Source organism: Mycobacterium asiaticum (assembly GCF_001673365.1).
GTDB lineage: Bacteria > Actinomycetota > Actinomycetes > Mycobacteriales > Mycobacteriaceae > Mycobacterium > Mycobacterium asiaticum_A.
The window spans coordinates 21,796-39,775 of the sequence record NZ_LZLS01000190.1 but is presented as its reverse complement, the minus strand read 5'-3'; the positions used below and the strand labels follow the sequence as shown (position 1 = coordinate 39,775).

General features: G+C 64.7%; 16 protein-coding genes. 13 read left to right on the top strand and 3 right to left on the bottom strand.

Going from position 1 to position 17,980, the window contains the following annotated elements; translation table 11 throughout:
- The first annotated feature begins 86 nt into the window (after positions 1–86).
- The 7 genes from A5634_RS21280 to A5634_RS21250 are packed head-to-tail and all read left to right on the top strand — an operon-like array spanning position 87 to position 8,534.
- Positions 87–914, top strand: coding sequence for a helix-turn-helix transcriptional regulator (locus A5634_RS21280; RefSeq protein WP_081290573.1), 828 nt, complete (start codon positions 87–89; stop codon positions 912–914).
- Complete coding sequence (gene sufB, locus A5634_RS27630; RefSeq protein ID WP_081290572.1) at positions 911–4,546, top strand: Fe-S cluster assembly protein SufB; 3,636 nt, start codon at positions 911–913, stop codon at positions 4,544–4,546. Before A5634_RS21280 ends, sufB begins: the two co-directional genes overlap by 4 nt.
- Entirely contained in the window at positions 4,543–5,691 is a 1,149-nt protein-coding gene (sufD, locus tag A5634_RS21270; RefSeq protein ID WP_065146000.1) for a Fe-S cluster assembly protein SufD, read from the top strand. Before sufB ends, sufD begins: the two co-directional genes overlap by 4 nt.
- Complete coding sequence (gene sufC, locus A5634_RS21265; RefSeq protein ID WP_065145999.1) at positions 5,688–6,470, top strand: Fe-S cluster assembly ATPase SufC; 783 nt, start codon at positions 5,688–5,690, stop codon at positions 6,468–6,470. Before sufD ends, sufC begins: the two co-directional genes overlap by 4 nt.
- A gap of 1 nt (position 6,471) precedes the next feature.
- The gene (locus A5634_RS21260) at positions 6,472–7,725 is read left to right on the top strand and encodes a cysteine desulfurase (protein WP_065145998.1); all 1,254 of its coding nucleotides are present in this window, start codon (positions 6,472–6,474) and stop codon (positions 7,723–7,725) included.
- Positions 7,722–8,195, top strand: coding sequence for a Fe-S cluster assembly sulfur transfer protein SufU (gene sufU, locus A5634_RS21255; RefSeq protein ID WP_155769642.1), 474 nt, complete (start codon positions 7,722–7,724; stop codon positions 8,193–8,195). The genes A5634_RS21260 and sufU overlap by 4 nt, the downstream gene beginning before the upstream one ends.
- Positions 8,196–8,534, top strand: a complete 339-nt coding sequence (locus tag A5634_RS21250; protein WP_065145996.1) for a metal-sulfur cluster assembly factor — start codon at positions 8,196–8,198, stop codon at positions 8,532–8,534.
- A gap of 17 nt (positions 8,535–8,551) precedes the next feature.
- On the opposite strand, the gene A5634_RS21245 is transcribed toward A5634_RS21250, so the two are convergent.
- Both A5634_RS21245 and A5634_RS21240 read right to left on the bottom strand, forming a co-directional pair.
- Positions 8,552–10,381 carry an acyl-CoA dehydrogenase gene (locus A5634_RS21245; protein ID WP_065146020.1) on the bottom strand — a complete coding sequence of 610 codons (1,830 nt, stop codon included), beginning with the start codon at positions 10,379–10,381 and terminating at the stop codon, positions 8,552–8,554.
- A gap of 99 nt (positions 10,382–10,480) precedes the next feature.
- Positions 10,481–11,440, bottom strand: coding sequence for a PE family protein (locus A5634_RS21240; protein ID WP_065145995.1), 960 nt, complete (start codon positions 11,438–11,440; stop codon positions 10,481–10,483).
- A 315-nt stretch (positions 11,441–11,755) separates the two neighbouring features.
- Here A5634_RS21240 and A5634_RS21235 point away from each other — a divergent pair, with 315 nt between their 5' ends.
- The 6 genes from A5634_RS21235 to A5634_RS21210 all read left to right on the top strand — a co-directional run bounded on the left by A5634_RS21235 (position 11,756) and on the right by A5634_RS21210 (position 17,329).
- A complete protein-coding gene (locus A5634_RS21235; protein WP_065145994.1) occupies positions 11,756–13,723 on the top strand; it encodes a heavy metal translocating P-type ATPase in 1,968 nt (655 codons plus the stop codon).
- A gap of 17 nt (positions 13,724–13,740) precedes the next feature.
- Positions 13,741–14,097, top strand: coding sequence for a thioredoxin family protein (locus A5634_RS21230; RefSeq protein WP_065145993.1), 357 nt, complete (start codon positions 13,741–13,743; stop codon positions 14,095–14,097).
- A gap of 42 nt (positions 14,098–14,139) precedes the next feature.
- Positions 14,140–14,478 (top strand): thioredoxin, encoded by a 339-nt coding sequence (gene trxA / locus A5634_RS21225; protein ID WP_065145992.1) that lies wholly within the window; start codon positions 14,140–14,142, stop codon positions 14,476–14,478.
- Between the two features lie 111 nt (positions 14,479–14,589).
- The gene (locus A5634_RS21220; RefSeq protein ID WP_065145991.1) at positions 14,590–15,399 is read left to right on the top strand and encodes an enoyl-CoA hydratase; all 810 of its coding nucleotides are present in this window, start codon (positions 14,590–14,592) and stop codon (positions 15,397–15,399) included.
- A gap of 21 nt (positions 15,400–15,420) precedes the next feature.
- Positions 15,421–17,049, top strand: a complete 1,629-nt coding sequence (locus A5634_RS21215; RefSeq protein WP_065145990.1) for an ABC-F family ATP-binding cassette domain-containing protein — start codon at positions 15,421–15,423, stop codon at positions 17,047–17,049.
- A gap of 88 nt (positions 17,050–17,137) precedes the next feature.
- Positions 17,138–17,329 carry a helix-turn-helix domain-containing protein gene (locus A5634_RS21210; protein WP_065145989.1) on the top strand — a complete coding sequence of 64 codons (192 nt, stop codon included), beginning with the start codon at positions 17,138–17,140 and terminating at the stop codon, positions 17,327–17,329.
- An 80-nt stretch (positions 17,330–17,409) separates the two neighbouring features.
- Here the strand turns inward: A5634_RS21210 and A5634_RS21205 are convergent, their stop codons facing one another.
- Entirely contained in the window at positions 17,410–17,973 is a 564-nt protein-coding gene (locus A5634_RS21205; protein ID WP_065145988.1) for a TetR/AcrR family transcriptional regulator, read from the bottom strand.
- Positions 17,974–17,980: the final 7 nt, after the last annotated feature.

Genomic DNA, 17,980 nt, shown 5'->3' with positions numbered 1-17,980 from the left:
GGGCCGTGTGGCCCGCTGAGGAGTAGGGCCATGGGGTGTAGCCCTGGCGACGATGCGGGCCGTGTGGCCCGCTGAGGAGTAGGGCCATGGCACCTAGTGGCCCGCGTCACGTAAGGGCACCCTTGCTGGACCGCCTCCTGGAATTGCGTCACACTGGTGTTGTGAAAATCCAATCCGAGCTGGATGCTGCCGTGCCCGCGGCCGCCGCTGCCGGGTCGGACGGTCACACCCGACGCGCCGTCGTGCGCTTGCTGCTTGAGTCCGGATCTATCACCGCCACCGAAATCGGTGATCGGCTGGGCCTGTCGGCTGCCGGTGTGCGGCGCCATCTGGACGCGTTGATCGAGGCCGGCGACGCCGAGTCGGTGCCCGCCGCGCCCTGGCAGCAGGTAGGACGCGGCCGTCCGGCGAAGCGGTACCGGTTGACCGCGGGCGGCCGGGCCAAGCTCGACCACGCCTACGACGATTTGGCGGCGGCCGCCATCCGACAACTGCGCGAAATCGGCGGCGACGACGCGGTTCGGACTTTCGCCCGGCGCCGCATCGACAAGATCCTCGCCGACGTGGCCGGCGCTGCCGGTCCCGACGATGACGCGGTCGAGGCTGCTGCCGAACAGATCGCCAACGCGCTGACCGGCGCAGGCTACGTCGCCACCACCACCCGGGTGGGCGGGCCGATCCACGGTGTGCAAATCTGCCAACATCACTGCCCGGTATCCCATGTTGCCGAGGAATTCCCGGAGCTGTGCGAAGCCGAGCAGCAGGCAATGTCGGAAGTGCTCGGCACCCACGTGCAGTTGCTGGCCACCATCGTCAACGGTGACTGCGCCTGCACTACCCACGTACCGCTTGGCCTGCCCTTATCGGAGGCGCCCAGCCCGCGCTCAACGACCAACAAAGGAGCGTCCTCATGACCCTCGAAGCCCCATTGACCCAGGAAGAGACCATCGAGTCTCTGGGCAAGTACGGCTACGGCTGGGCCGACTCTGACGTCGCGGGTGCCAGCGCCCAGCGCGGATTGTCCGAGGCGGTCGTCCGCGATATCTCGGGGAAGAAGAACGAGCCGGAGTGGATGCTCAACGTCCGGCTCAAAGCGCTGGGCATCTTCGACAAGAAGCCGATGCCGAACTGGGGCTCCAACCTCGCGGGCATCGATTTCGACAACATCAAGTACTTCGTGCGCTCGACGGAAAAGCAGGCGGCCAGTTGGGAGGAACTGCCCGAAGACATCCGCAACACCTACGACCGGCTGGGCATCCCCGAGGCTGAGAAGCAGCGGTTGGTCGCCGGGGTGGCCGCGCAGTACGAATGCCTGGCGGGCGACACCTTGGTATGGACGGCTAATCGCGGTCAGGTCCCGATCAAGGAAATTGAGTACGGCGACCGGGTTTTTGCCTACGACGAGGACGCCGAGCGCTTTGTGGTGGCTCCCGTTCGGGCTTCCGCGCAGACGGACACCAGGCTTACCCACCAGATCAAGACGACTCGGCGCAGCATCCGCGCTACCGATAACCACCCGATGCTTGTTTTGCGCGACGAACGTAAGGAGGGGCGTCAGCGCGCCAGGTTTGCTCGACGTTGGGTCACCGTCGACGAGATCAAGGCTGGTGATTTCATTGCCGTGCCTCGTCAGCTCCCGGATTTCGGTGAGGCGGCCGACCTTCCGGCCGTCGCCGGATTGACAGCTCCCGCAGTCAGTTCCGTCGACCTGATGTGGCTGCTGGGCTTGTACATCGGGGACGGCAATTTGCATTTGTCCACCAAGACCTACCGGATGCAGCTTGCGATTCCCGCAACCGACGTGGAGTTGCGCGCGGAAGTGACCCGCGTTGTCAAGGAGCTTTTCGGGTTGCGCTGCATCGAAGCCGACGAGTACCGCATCGTCGTCAACTCAAAAGCGTTGACGGAGTGGATCGTTGCGCTGGGCTTCGGTGGGTTGTCGCTGACCAAGCGGGTGCCGGACTGGGTCTTCGGGCTGCCGGTTGAGCAACGGTTGGCCTTCCTCGGTGGTTGGGTCGACGCCGACGGTTATGTGTCCCCAGAGCACTGCGGTTCGGTTGTCTTGACGTGTGCCAACGAGCCCATGTTGCAACAGGGCCGCGAGCTGGCCGAATTGTCCGGTCTGCGTGCGGGCGGACCATCGTCTTTCACCCAGCCGTACCGGCATGCGCCGGAGCGTATCCAAACAGCTTGGCGGCTAGGCATTTCCGGTGATTTTGAGCGTCTGGGATGCCGTAACCCGAAGCGAACCAGCAGGTTCGGTCGCCGCGCCTACCGGCACTCATCGAACAGTTCGCACGGCACGACAATTCGAGCTCACGTCAACGAATGGCTCGGGTTCGAGCGGGTGCAGTCGATCGAGCCGTATGAAGTCGAGCCCGTGTACGACATCGAGGTCGACGGCCCGCACAATTTCATCGCGGACGGGCTGGTTGCGCACAACTCTGAGGTGGTGTACCACCAGATCCGCGAGGACCTGGAAGCCCAGGGCGTCATCTTCCTGGACACCGACACCGGCCTACGGGAACACCCGGAGATTTTCCAGAAGCATTTCGGCACCGTAATTCCGGCTGGCGACAACAAGTTCTCGGCGCTCAACACTGCGGTATGGAGTGGCGGTTCGTTCATCTACGTCCCGCCGGGGGTGCACGTCGATATTCCGCTGCAGGCCTATTTCCGGATCAACACCGAGAACATGGGCCAGTTCGAGCGAACACTGATCATCGCCGACGAGGGGTCCTACGTTCATTACATCGAGGGATGTCTACCCGCCGGTGAGCTGGTCACCACTGCTGAGGGCGATTTGCGGCCCATCGAGTCCATTCGTGTCGGCGACCACGTCATGGGCCACGATGGACGGCCACATCGGGTCACCGCGGTGCAGATGCGCGATTTGAACGGCGAACTTTTCAGCTTCACGCCGATGTCGCCCGCCAACAAGTTCTCCGTCACTTCTGAGCACCCCCTCCTGGTCGTCCCGCGCGACGAGGTGCGTGTCATGCGCAAAGAACGCAACGGGTGGAAGAGTGAGGTCAACAGCGCCAAACTGCGTGCCACCGAGCCGCGCTGGATTGCGGCGAAGGATGTAGCCGAAGGCGACTTCCTGATCTACCCGAAACCAAAGCCGATTCCACACCCGACGGTGTTGCCGCTCGAATTTGCGCGCCTGGCTGGCTATTACCTGGCCGAGGGGCATGCATGTCTGACCAACAACTGCGAATCGCTGATCTTCTCGTTCCACAGTGACGAGTTCGAATACGTGGAGGAAGTCCAGCAGGCTTGCAAGTCGCTGTACGAGACCCCGGGGTCGGTGTTCTATGAGAAAAGCAAGCATTCCGCCCGAGTGACCGTTTACACGAAGGCCGGTTACGCCGCTATGCGGCACCACATTGGTTCTGGTTCGGCAAACAAGAAGTTGTCCGACACACTGATGCGACAGGACGAGACGTTCCTGCGGGAACTGATCGACGCTTATGTGAACGGGGACGGAAACGTCATCGAGCGTGGTGGTGCGCTGTGGAAGCGCGTACACACCACCTCACGCGTCTGGGCGTTCCAGTTGCAGTCCATCTTGGCGCGGCTGGGGCACTACGCGACTGTCGAGTTGCGTCGGCCTGGTGGGCCCGGGGTGATCCTCGATCGCAACATCATGCGAAAGGACATCTACCAGGTCCAGTGGACCGAGGGTGGGCGTGGGCCAAAGCAAGCCCGCGACTGCGGTGACTACTTTGCGGTGCCGATCAAGAAGCGTTCGGTGCGCGAGGCGCACGAGCCGGTGTACAACCTCGACGTCGAGGCGCCTGACAGCTATCTAGCTTATGGCTTCGCTGTGCACAACTGCACTGCGCCGATCTACAAGTCGGACTCGCTGCATTCCGCCGTTGTCGAAATCATCGTGAAACCCCATGCGCGCGTTCGTTACACCACGATCCAGAACTGGTCGAACAACGTCTACAACCTGGTAACCAAGCGAGCCCGTGCCGAGGCCGGCGCCACCATGGAGTGGGTCGACGGCAACATCGGGTCCAAGGTGACCATGAAGTACCCGGCGGTGTGGATGACCGGTGAGCACGCCAAGGGCGAGGTGCTCTCGGTGGCGTTCGCCGGCGAGGACCAGCACCAGGACACCGGCGCCAAGATGCTGCACCTGGCACCGCACACGTCGAGCAATATCGTGTCCAAGTCGGTGGCGCGCGGCGGCGGTCGCACGTCCTACCGAGGGCTGGTTCAGGTGAACAAGGGTGCGCACGGCTCCAAGTCCAGCGTGAAATGTGATGCGCTGCTGGTCGATACGGTCAGCCGCAGCGACACCTACCCCTACGTCGACATCCGCGAGGACGACGTCACGATGGGCCACGAGGCCACCGTCTCGAAGGTCAGTGAGAACCAGCTGTTCTACCTGATGAGCCGCGGCATGACCGAGGACGAGGCCATGGCCATGGTGGTGCGCGGATTCGTCGAGCCCATCGCCAAGGAACTGCCGATGGAGTACGCGCTGGAGCTCAACCGGCTGATCGAGTTGCAGATGGAGGGTGCGGTCGGATGACCGCCGCGCTGAACAAGGGCGAGCTGTTCTCGTCCTTTGACGTTGACGCGTTCGAAGTGCCGCATGGCCGCGACGAACTGTGGCGGTTCACACCACTCAAGCGGTTGCGCGGCCTGCATGACGGTTCCGCGGTCGCGACGGGCAGTGCCCAGATCACGGTGAGCGAACACGACGGGGTGCGCGTGGAAACCGCGCGCCGCGGTGACGAAAAGCTGGGGGAGGGCGGCGTTCCGAGCGATCGTGTTGCGGCTCAGGCGTTCTCGTCGTTCAACTCCGCCACCGTAATCACCGTCGGACGTGACATCCAGGTCGTCGAGCCGATAAACGTCAGCGTCACCGGCCCCGGACAGGGCGCTACGGCCTACGGCCACCTGCAGATACGGGTCGAAGAACTGGGCGAGGCCGTCGTCATCATGGACCACCGCGGCAGCGGAACCTACGCCGACAACGTCGAATTCGTCGTCGACGACGCCGCCCGGCTCACCGTGATCTGGATCGCGGACTGGGCCGACGACACCGTGCACCTCACCGCACACCACGCCCGGCTGGGCAAGGACGCCGTGCTGCGTCACGTCACCGTCACGCTGGGCGGCGAGGTGGTGCGGTTGACGGCGACAGTGCGGTTCGCCGGCCCCGGCGGCGACGCGGACCTGCTGGGCCTGTACTTCGCCGACGACGGCCAGCATCTTGAGTCGCGGCTACTCGTCGATCATGCCCAGCCCGACTGCAAGTCCAACGTGCTGTACAAGGGTGCGCTGCAAGGGGATCCGTCCTCCAAGCTGCCCGACGCGCACACGGTCTGGATCGGCGACGTGCTGATTCGCGCCGAGGCCACCGGCACCGACACCTTCGAGATGAACCGCAACTTGGTGCTCACCGACGGCGCGCGCGCCGACTCGGTGCCCAACTTGGAGATCGAAACGGGGGAGATCGCCGGAGCCGGACACGCCAGCGCCACTGGCAGATTCGACGACGAGCAACTGTTCTACCTGCGTTCGCGCGGTATCCCTGAAGAGCAGGCCCGACGCCTGGTGATCCGCGGATTCTTCGGCGAGATCATCTCCAGGATCGCGGTGCCCGAGATTCGCGAACGCCTGACCGCAGCCATCGAACACGAATTGGAAATAACGGAAAAGATCTCATGACCATTCTGGAAATCAAGGACCTACACGTCAGTGTCGGCGACCCCAACGCCGCCGAGGGCGAACGCGAGATTCCCATCCTCAAGGGCGTCGACCTGACCGTGAAATCCGGTGAGAAGCATGCCTTGATGGGTCCCAACGGCTCCGGCAAGTCCACCTTGTCCTACGCCGTGGCCGGCCACCCAAAGTACGTGGTCACCTCGGGTTCCATCACGCTCGACGGCGAAGACGTGCTGGCGATGAGCGTCGACGAGCGTGCGCGCGCCGGACTTTTCCTGGCCATGCAGTACCCGGTCGAGGTGCCCGGCGTCTCGGTGTCGAACTTCTTGCGCTCGGCCGCCACCGCCATCCGCGGCGAGGCGCCCAAGCTGCGGCACTGGGTCAAAGAGGTCAAGGGGGCGATGAGCGCACTCGAAATCGACCCCACCTTCGCCGAGCGCAATGTCAACGAAGGCTTTTCCGGCGGCGAGAAGAAGCGCCACGAAATCCTGCAACTCGAGCTGCTCAAGCCCAAGATCGCCATCCTGGACGAGACGGACTCCGGATTGGATGTCGACGCGTTGCGCGTGGTGAGCGAGGGTGTCAACCGTTACGCGGAGGCAGAACAGGCCGGCATTCTCCTGATCACGCACTACACTCGGATTCTGCGCTACATCCAGCCCGAGTACGTGCACGTCTTCGTCGGTGGCCGCATCGCCGAGTCCGGCGGCCCGGAATTGGCCGACGAGCTCGAGCAGAACGGCTACGAGCGGTTCACCCAAGCGGCCACTGCCGGCGCCTAACATGACGAGCTCGGTGACCCCGCTGGATCTCGCCGCGATCCGCGCCGACTTCCCGATCCTCAAGCGGGTACTGCGCAGCGGAAACCAGTTGGCGTACCTGGATTCTGGTGCGACATCGCAGCGGCCGCTGCAGGTTTTAGATGCCGAGCGGGAGTTTCTGCTGACCTCCAACGGCGGCGTGCACCGCGGTGCCCACCAGTTGATGGAAGAGGCCACGGACGCCTACGAACAGGGCCGCGCCGATATCGCGGCGTTCGTCGGGGCCGACGCCGACGAGTTGGTGTTCACCAAGAACGCCACCGAGTCGTTGAACCTGGTGTCATATGTGTTGGGGGACAACAGGTTCGACCGGTCTGTAGGTCCCGGTGACGTCATCGTCACCACGGAGCTCGAGCATCACGCCAACCTGGTCCCGTGGCAGGAGCTGGCCCGCCGCACCGGGGCCACGTTGCGCTGGTTCGGCGTGACCGACGACGGTCGCATCGACCTGGACTCGCTGCAACTCGACGAGAACGTGAAAGTCGTTGCGTTCAGCCATCATTCGAACGTCACCGGTGCACTGGCATCCGTGGGGGAGTTGGTCTCTCGGGCCGAAGCGGTCGGTGCTCTCACCGTGCTGGACGCCTGCCAGTCGGTACCGCACCGGCCGGTCGATTTCCATGCGCTCGGGGTCGACTTTGCCGCGTTCTCCGGGCATAAAATGCTGGGCCCCAACGGCATTGGGGTGCTTTACGGCCGCCGTGAGCTACTGTCGGAGATGCCGCCCTTCCTCACGGGTGGGTCGATGATCGAGACCGTCACCATGGAGACGTCCACCTACGCATCGGTTCCGCAGCGTTTCGAAGCCGGGACGCCGATGACCTCGCAGGTGGTCGGCTTGGCTGCCGCCGCACGCTATCTGGGCGCGATCGGCATGGACGCCGTGGAGGCTCACGAACGCGAACTGGTTGCACAGGCCATTGCCGGCTTGTCCGAAATCGAAGGTGTCCGCATCGTCGGGCCCACCGTGGTGAAAGACCGCGGATCGCCGGTGTCGTTCGTCGTCGACGGTGTGCACGCGCACGACGTCGGGCAGGTGCTCGACGACGAGGGTGTCGCCGTTCGGGTCGGACACCACTGCGCGTTGCCGCTGCACCGGCGCTTCGGCGTGGCTGCCACCGCGCGGGCATCGTTTGCGGTCTACAACACGAGCGAGGAGGTCGACCGCCTGGTTGCCGGCGTGCGACGGTCGCTGGAATTCTTTGGGAGAGCCTGAAGTTGCGCCTCGAGCAGATGTACCAGGATGTGATCCTGGACCATTACAAGCACCCGCATCATCGCGGGCTGCGGGAGCCGTTCGCCGCCGAGGTGTCCCACGTCAACCCGATCTGCGGTGACGAGGTCACGCTGCGGGTGGCGCTGTCCGCGGATGGTGCGACCGTGGCGGACATCTCCTACGACGGGCAGGGCTGCTCGATCAGCCAGGCTTCGACGTCCGTGCTGACCGATCAGGTGATCGGGCAAAGCGTGCCGGAGGCACTCAGGACTCTTACGGCGTTCACCGAAATGGTCTCCTCGCGCGGAAACGTGCAGGGTGACGAGGATGTCCTGGGTGACGGAGTAGCGTTCGCAGGAGTAGCCAAATACCCGGCACGGGTGAAATGCGCGCTGCTGGGCTGGATGGCTTTCAAAGATGCGCTGGCGCAGGCCCACGCGGGCCTGAACGAGGTAGGCGGAGGTGGATAGATGAGCGTGTCCAATGAGGAATTCTTGGCTGACCTTGAGGAGGCGATGCGTGACGTCGTCGATCCCGAGTTGGGGATCAACGTCGTCGACCTCGGCCTCGTCTATGGCCTGAACCTCGAAGAGGGCGACGCGGGAACCGTCGCGTTGGTCGATATGACACTGACCTCGCCCGCCTGCCCGCTGACTGACGTGATCGAAGACCAGTCACGTTCGGCGTTGGTCGGCAGTGGCCTGGTCGACGAACTTAAGATCAATTGGGTGTGGAACCCACCGTGGGGTCCGGACAAGATCACCGAGGACGGCCGCGAGCAGCTGCGCGCCCTCGGCTTCACCGTCTAGCGTCGAAGCCGACTGGATCAGAACGCGTCTTCGGAGACCCGCATGACGTCGTCGTCGATGTGCTCGAGCACATTTCGCACCCCGGCCAGCTTCGGCAGGATGTTCTTCGCGAAAAACGCTGACACCGCGACCTTTCCGCTGTAGAACGCCTTATCTTTCTCTGCGGGGTCGCCGGTTAGCGCCGCCTGAGCCACGTTCGCCTGCACGAGCAGCCGCCAGCCGATGAGCAGGTCACCCACCGCGAGTAGATAGCGCACCGACCCGAGGCCCACCTTGTAAATGTCGGTGGTGTGTTGGGCGGCCGACATCAGGTATCCCATCAGCGCGCCCGTCATACCCGTGACGTCCTCGACGGCAGCCTGCAGCAACTCGGCCTGGTCCTTGAGTGACTCGTCGGTGTTCTCGATGGTCTTGTTGATCTGCGTCGTCAGGTGCTGTAGCGACTGACCGTGGTCGCGCACGATTTTGCGGAAGAAGAAGTCCAGCGCCTGGATCGCGGTGGTGCCTTCGTAGAGCGAGTCGATCTTGGAGTCGCGGATGTACTGCTCGATCGGATAGTCGGTCAGGAAACCGGAACCGCCCAGCGTCTGCAGCGACTCGGTCAGGATTTCATACGCCCGTTCGGAACCGACCCCCTTGACGATGGGCAGCAACAGGTCGTCGACGCGATGGGCCATATCGGGGTCTGCTCCCGAGACATGTTGTGCCACAGCAGAATCCTGATGGGCGGCGGCGTATAGATAGAGCGCTCGCAGGCCCTCGGCATAAGCCTTCTGGGTCATCAGGCTGCGACGCACGTCGGGGTGGTGCATGATGGTGACCCGCGGCGCGGTCTTGTCGGTCATTTGCGTCAAGTCCGCGCCCTGCACCCGTTCCTTGGCGTAGGCCAGCGCGTTGAGGTAGCCGGTGGACAGCGTGCCGGCGGACTTGACACCGATTGTCATGCGGGCGTTTTCGATCACGTGGAACATCTGGGCGATGCCGTTGTGGACGCCGCCGACCAGGTAACCGACGGCCGGCACATCGGTGGCGCCGAAGGTCAATTCGCAAGTGGGCGAAGACTTCAGGCCCATTTTGTGTTCCAGGCCAGTGACATAGACACCGTTGCGTGGACCAAGTTCGCCGGTGTCGGGGTCGAACAGGTAATTGGGCACGTAGAACAGGCTCAGCCCTTTGGTGCCGGGGCCTGCACCCTCGGGCCGGGCCAGCACCAGGTGGAAGATGTTCTCGGTCGTGTCAGCGACGTCGCCGCCGGAGATAAACCGCTTGACGCCCTCGATATGCCAAGTGCCGTCGGGTTGTTCGATCGCCTTGGACCGACCGGCGCCCACGTCGGAACCGGCGTCGGGCTCGGTCAGCACCATGGTGGCCTGCCAGCCGCGTTCGACCCCCATTGCCGCCCAGCGCTTTTGCTGCTCGTTGCCTTCGACGTACAACGACTGCGCCAAAATCGGTCCCAGGTTGAAGAAGCACACGGACGGATTGGCGCAGTAGATCATTTCGTTGACGGCCCAGGTAAGTGGCGGAGGTGCGGCCATGCCACCGATCTCCTCGTCCAGGCCCAAACGCCACCATTCGGCGTCTTTGATCGCCTGGATGGTCTTGACCAGTTCGGGGGCGATGCTGATGCTGTGAGTGGCCGGGTCGAAGACCGGGGGATTGCGGTCGGCGAATGCGAAAGACTCGGCGACGGGACCTTCGGCGAGACGGGCCGCCTCCGACAGGATGGTGCGGACGGTGTCTTCGTCAAGGTCGGCGTAACGACCGGTGCCCAACACGGCGCCTACGTCGAGCACCTCGAACAGGTTGAACTCGAGATCGCGAACGTTGGCGATGTAGTGCCCCACGGTGATTCCTTCCACTCAGGCTGATGGGTCCTAAGTGTGTCGGACGTGGAAAAACGTACGCAACCGTAAGTAAGAACTGCTAACCGTTTGCCTACGCGCCTAAACGGCGCCTGTCTTGCCCGGTTGGCCGAATAAGAGCCCGGCCTTGCCTCCAGCTCCGTCGGCGCCGCCGATGCCGCCGTTGCCGCCGTCGCCACCGTTGCCAAATAGCAGGGCATCGCCGCCGACGCCGCCGTTGCCGTTCGATCCGCCATTTCCGCCGTCGCCAGCGTTGCCGAAGGCACCGGCGGCACCGCCGTTTCCGGCGCTGCCGCCGGAGAACGTGGATCCGCCCGCACCCCCGTCACCCACCAAGAACGCGCGTCCGCCGGAGCCGCCACCGAAGAACCCAGTGCCGCCGGCGCCGCCGTTGCCGACGAACAGCCCGCCATTGCCGCCGGGTCCGCCCGCCGACATGCCGTTGAGGCTATTGCCGCCACCACCGCCGTTGCCAAAAAATAGTGCAGAACCGCCACCGCCGCCGTTGCCACCGACCCCGCCGGCACTGTTGCCGCCTCTGCCGCCGTTGCCGAATAAGACGCCGCCCGCGCCGCCCGTGCCGCCGGCGACGCCGGTCGGTGCGTTGTAGCCGTTGCCCCCATTGCCAAACAGGATTCCTCCGGCTTCACCGTTGGGTCGTGCCGCGGTTCCATCAGCACCGTCGCCGATCAGCGGGCGGTTGAATATCGCCCGGCTGGGCGCATTGATCAGGTCGAGCACCGGCTGCAATGGCCCCAGGTTGGTGGCCTCGGCCGCCGCATACTGACCGGCATTGCCGGCCAACAGCCGCACGAATTGGTCATGGAAGGAGGTCGCCTGGGCTCCCAGGTTCTGATACGTCAGTGCGTGCGCACCGAACAGGGCCGCGACCGCCCTGGACACCTCGTCGGCGCCCGCGGCCGCGACCGCGGTGGTTTGGGCTGCGGCCGCGGTGTTGGCGTCGTTGATCAGCGAGCCGACGCGGGCCAGATTGCCGGCAGCTTGTGACACGAAATCGGTATTGACGGCCACGAACGACATTTCGCACCTCCACAGCGATGAGCCAGCGACCCACGAATCGTATCGCGATTTGGCAACTATGAATCCGTTTCGGTCCGCAAAATTCCTTCGAATTTCCATGCACTCGCGCGGAATTCGATTGGCGTCCGCAGTGCGTAACGCAGGTGCAGTCGCGGGTTGCCGCGCTATAGCCGATTGGTAAGCCTTACCTCCGTATGCGTTGGGGCCCAGGCTATTTCGGTGGCATACCGAGATACAACCGAGACCTTCGGCGAAGTTCGCGTCAATACACTCGGTGCATCCTGACGCATCCCACCCCCTTGTGAGGCCGCCGGAATGACCCTGACCGCTTTCGAAGTGACCGCTCCGAAGGTCTCTTTCGACCGCGTTCCCAACACCGTCACCCGTCCGCTGAGTTGGCGGGCGGCGCTGTGGTCGGTGATGTCGGTGCGATGGGCGGCGCTGGCGCTGGCGCTATTCCTTTCGGGTTTGGCGGCCCAGCTCAACGGGGCGCCCCAAGCCCTCTGGTGGACGTTGTATTTGGCGTGCTATCTGGCCGGGGGTTGGGGCTCGGCCTGGGCGGGCGCCCAGGCGTTGCGAAACAAGGCGCTCGATGTCGATCTTTTGATGATTGTCGCCGCGGTGGGGGCGGTGGCGATCGGGCAGATATTCGACGGAGCGCTGCTCATCGTGATTTTCGCGACCTCGGGCGCACTCGACGAGGTCGCAACCAAACACACCGCGGACTCGGTCAAAGGCTTACTGGACCTAGCCCCCCAGGAGGCGGTCCTCGTCGACAGGCACGGTAACGAGCGGGTGGTGCCGGCCGGCGAGTTGGTCGTAGGCGATCGGGTGCTGGTCCGGCCGGGCGAGCGGGTTCCTGCCGATGGCGCAGTGCTTTCCGGTGCATCCGAGGTCGATCAGTGCTCGATCACGGGCGAGTCGATGCCGGCGGTGAAGTCGGACGGTGACGAGGTGTTTGCCGGCACCGTCAACGGCTCGGGCGTGCTGAACGTCGTCGTCACCCGTGACCCGTCGCAAAGCGTGGTCGCCCGGATCGTCGAGTTGGTGTCGGAGGCCTCGGCCACCAAAGCCAAAACCCAACTGTTCATTGAGAAGATCGAACAGCGGTATTCGATAGGGGTGGTGGCGGCCACCCTCGCGCTGATCGCGGTTCCACTGCTGCTGGGCAGCCCATTACAGCCAGTTCTGTTGCGCGCCATGACATTTATGATCGTCGCCTCACCCTGCGCGGTAGTGCTGGCCACCATGCCGCCGCTGCTTTGCGCTGTCGCCAACGCGGGCCGGCACGGGGTCTTGGTCAAGTCCGCGGTCGTCGTCGAACATCTCGCCGACACCACTGTCGTCGCGTTGGACAAGACCGGCACGCTGACCTGTGGGGCGCCGCGACTGACCACAATCGAAGCGCTGCGGCCTGAGCTGTTCGACGTGCCGCGTTTGCTTCAATTGGCAGCTGCCGCAGAACAATCCAGCGAACATCCATTGGGTAGGGCGATCGTCGAGGAAGCCCGACGACGTGGTCTGCCCATCCCGGCGGCCGAGGACTTCCGTGCCGTGCCGGGTCGCGGCGTGCGGGCCAGCGTCGTACGAGATTTCGTGGAGGTGTGCAGCCCGAGCAGCTACCGCGGCGCACCACTGGCCGAGCTGACCGCCATCAGCGATACTGGCGCCACCGCCGCGGTCCTGGTGGTCAATGGCGTGGCCGTCGGGGTGCTCGGATTGACCGATCAGATTCGTCCCGATGCCGCTGAATCCGTGGCCGCACTGACGGCGTTGACGTCCGCGCCGCCGGTGCTGCTGACCGGCGACAACGCGCGCGCGGCCCGGTTGGTGGCCGCCGATGCCGGGATTGGGGACGTGCGCGCTGGTCTGCTACCCGAGCAGAAGGTGGAGGCGGTGCGCGAACTGCAGGACCGCGGTCACCGGGTGTTGGTGATCGGCGACGGTGTCAACGACGCGCCTGCGATGGCCGCCGCCCGCACATCGGTGGCCATGGGTGCCGGCGCCGACCTCACCTTGCAGACCGCCGACGGCGTCAGCGTTCGCGACGAACTGCACACCATCCCAACGATCATCGGTTTGGCGCGTCAGGCGCGACGGGTGGTCACCGCCAATCTCGTCATCGCCGGCAGCTTCATCAGCGTGCTGGTGTTGTGGGACCTATTCGGTGAACTGCCGCTACCACTTGGGGTGGCCGGTCACGAGGGATCCACGCTGCTGGTCGCGCTGAACGGAATGCGACTGCTGACCAACCGAACTTGGCAGGCCGCCGCGTCGCGTTGACGTACGCTCGACGACAAATGACAGCAGCCTCCACGCGTGATCTCACGGCCGCCGATTTCAGGCAGGCGGTCAAAGGCAACGACAATGTATTCGTCTACTTCTGGGGGCCGCGGTGTGCGCCGTGTGAGGTGTTCACCCCGACATACGAGGCCTCGGCGCAGCACTGCCCGGACATCGTGCACGGCAAAGTCAATTTCGAAACCGAAAAAGAGTTGGTAGAGACCGCCGGGGTCAAGTTATTGCCGACGCTGATGGCGTTCAAGAAGGGCAAGCTCGTTTTCAAGCAAGCCGGCATCGCCAACCCCGCTGTGATGGCTGACCTCGTGACGCACCTGCGGGCATACCGGGATGCGTCCTCGCCCAGCTTGCTGTGATTATCCGGGAACAACGGTTACTACCTTGTCGTTAGGCCAGACATGACTACCCAAGACCTGACTGCTGCGCAGTTCAACGACACCATCAACGGCAACGACATGGTGCTCGTCGACTTCTGGGCGTCCTGGTGCGGACCGTGTCGCGCCTTTGCGCCGACGTTCAAGGCGGCCTCGGAGAGCCACCCGGACGTGGTGTTCGCCAAGGTTGACACCGAGGCTGAGCAGGAGCTGGCGGCCGCCGCTCAGATTCGCTCGATCCCGACGCTGATGGCCTTCAAGAACGGCAAGCTGCTGTTCAACCAGGCCGGCGCGCTCCCCCCCGCCGCATTGGAGGACCTGGTCCAACAACTCAAGGCCTACGAGGAGGCCCCAGCGGAGTGACCCCCCGGGGTCCCTCCCCCTCCGCGAGCCGAACGTGGCTGCGATTTCAAGCCGCGGATTTCGCACTGACGTTGGGCTCGCGGGCCTAAGCGTCTGCGCTACCGTTCCTAGGTGAGTTTGGTCCTCCTGGAACACCCGCGGCCCGAGATCGCTTTGATCACCCTCAACCGTCCCGAGCGGATGAACTCCATGGCGTTCGACGTCATGGTGCCGCTCAAAGCGGCGCTCGAAGAAGTGACCTATGACAACTCCGTGCGTGTGGTGGTGCTCACCGGAGCCGGGCGTGGATTCTCCTCGGGCGCCGACCACAAATCCGCCGGCGCGGTCCCGCACGTCGACGACCTCACCCGGCCTACCTACGCGCTGCGGTCCATGGAATTGCTCGACGACATCATCTTGTCGCTGCGGCGGTTGCACCAACCGGTGATCGCCGCGGTCAACGGCGCGGCCATCGGCGGGGGACTGTGTCTGGCGCTGGCCGCCGACATCCGCGTGGCCTCGACCAGCGCGTACTTCCGCGCGGCCGGCATCAACAACGGGCTGACGGCCAGCGAACTGGGGCTCAGTTATCTGCTGCCCAGAGCCATCGGTGCGTCCAGGGCGTTCGAAATCATGCTGACCGGTCGCGACGTCACTGCCGAGGAGGCCGAGCGGATCGGATTGGTGTCGTGTCAGGTGCCCGGTGAGCAGTTGCTGGACACCTGCTATGCGATCGCCGCGCGCATCGCGGCGTTCTCCCGGCCCGGCACCGAGTTGACCAAACGGACACTATGGAGTGGACTGGACGCCGGCAGCCTCGAGGGGCATATGCAGGCCGAAGGCCTCGGACAGCTTTTCGTCCGCCTGCTCACCTCCAACTTCGAAGAAGCGGTTGCCGCACGCGCAGAGAAGCGCCCGCCGGTATTCACCGACGACAAGTAGCAAACAACCTAGGGAGCGAATGTGATCACGGCTACGGGCCTCGAGGTCCGCGCTGGTGCGCGCATCCTGCTCTCGCCCGACGGACCCGATCTGCGCGTGCAGCCCGGCGACCGGATCGGCCTGGTCGGACGCAACGGCGCGGGCAAGACGACGACCATGCGCATCCTGGCCGGGGAGGGCCAGCCCTACGCCGGCTCGGTCACCCGCAAGGGCGAAATCGGTTACCTGCCACAGGATCCCAAAGAAGGCGACCTCGACGTGCTGGCCCGCGACCGGGTGCTCTCGGCCCGCGGTTTGGACGCGCTGCTCACCGACCTGGAAAAGCAACAGGCCTTGATGGCCGAGGTGGCCGACGACGACGCGCGCGACCGCGCCATCCGCCGCTACGGCCAACTCGAGGAGCGGTTCGTCGCCCTCGGGGGCTACGGCGCCGAGAGCGAAGCGGGCCGCATCTGCGCCAGCCTCGGCCTGCCCGATCGGGTCCTGACTCAGCAACTGCGCACCCTGTCCGGCGGACAGCGTCGTCGCGTGGAACTGTCCCGAATCCTGTTCGCCGCATCCGACAGTGGCGCCGGATCGTCCACCACCTTGCTGCTGGACGAACCGACCAATCACCTGGACGCGGATTCGGTTGGCTGGCTTAGGGATTTTCTGCGATCCCATAGCGGGGGGCTGGTCATCATCAGCCACAACGTCGAACTGCTCGCCGACGTCGTCAACCGGGTCTGGTTCCTCGACGCCGTACGCGGCGAGGTCGACGTCTACAACATGACCTGGCAGAAGTACCTCGATGCCCGCGCCACCGACGAACAGCGTCGTCGCCGGGAACGGGCCAACGCCGAACGCAAGGCCGCCGCGCTGCGCACCCAGGCCGCCAAGCTCGGCGCCAAAGCCACCAAAGCCGTTGCGGCACAAAACATGTTGCGTCGGGCCGACCGGATGATGGCCGCGCTCGACGAGGAACGCGCAGCCGACAAAGTGGCGCGCATCAAGTTCCCCACGCCGGCCCCGTGCGGACGCACCCCGCTGGTAGCCAAGGGCCTGAGCAAAACCTACGGGTCACTGGAAGTGTTCACCGGGCTGGACCTCGCCATCGACCGCGGCTCGCGGGTGGTGGTGCTCGGACTCAACGGTGCCGGCAAGACAACCCTGCTGCGACTACTGGCCGGCGTGGAGACACCCGACACCGGTGGCCTGGAACCGGGGCATGGGATGCGCATCGGCTATTTCGCGCAGGAGCACGACACCCTGGACAACGACGCGACCGTCTGGCAGAACATCCGCCACGCCGCCCCCGAGTCCGGCGAGCAGGATTTGCGTGGCCTGCTCGGTGCATTCATGTTCAGCGGTCCACAACTCGACCAGCCCGCCGGCACGTTGTCCGGTGGTGAAAAGACCCGGCTTGCCCTGGCTGGCCTGGTCGCATCGACGGCCAACGTGTTGCTACTCGACGAGCCCACCAATAACCTCGACCCGGCCTCGCGCGAGCAGGTGCTCGATGCGCTGCGCAGCTATCAGGGCTCGGTGGTGCTGGTCACCCACGACCCCGGTGCCGCGGAGGCACTCGACCCGCAGCGCGTGCTGCTGTTGCCTGACGGCACCGAAGACTACTGGTCTGAGGAGTACCGGGATCTAATCGAGCTGGCCTGAGCACCGTTTCGGCCAAAGCGTCCCCCTAACGGCGACGGATTCTTACGCTGGACATGCTTGGATTCGGGTCCAGGCGTGGAGGTTGACGATGCGAAAGTTACAAGAGACCCACGATCAGCTGTTGCACGATCTGCGCAACGCCTATGAAAGAGGGGCCAGCATCCGCAACCTGGCGGCCTCCACCGGGCGCTCGTACGGGTCCATTCACAGCCTGTTGCGTGAGTCGGGCACCACGATGCGCAGCCGCGGCGGCCCCAACCATCGCAGCCCGTCGCGTTAACCCCCCCTTTGCCGCGAGCCGAACCACACCGCGAAATTTCGCGTCGGAAATCGCAGCCTGGTTCGGTTCGCGGGCGGAAGCTAAGGGCGCCGCACGGAGTTCTCGACTAGGTCCAGCACGGCGGCCAGCCGCTGCGGGTCCTCACCGGAGGCCAGCCGGGCCACCAAACCGTCCAGCACCAGATCCAGGTAGCAGTGCAGCACGTCGGCGGGGACGTCGTCGCGCACTCGACCCGCCTGCTTCTGCCGGTGCAGGCGTTCAGTTGTCGCCTCCGCCAACTCCGCCGAACGCTCCGCCCAGCCGCGACTGAACTCCGGGTCGTGGCGCAGTTTGCGGGCGATCTCCAGCCGAGTGGCCAGCCAGTCGAAATCGTCTGGCTTTGCCAGCATGTCGCGCATTACCTGGATCAGGCCCGAGTGCGACGCGACTTCCGCCATCCGCTGGGTGTCCTCGCGCGCCAGCGCAAAGAACAGGGCATCCTTGTCGCGGAAATGGTGGAAGATCGCGCCGCGCGACATTCCGATCGCTTCTTCCAGCCGACGCACGGTCGCCTGGTCGTAGCCGTGCTCGGCGAAACAGCGGCGTGCACCGTCGAGGATCTGACGGCGCCGAGCCTCTAGATGGTCCTCGCTGACCTTGGGCACGGGCGGG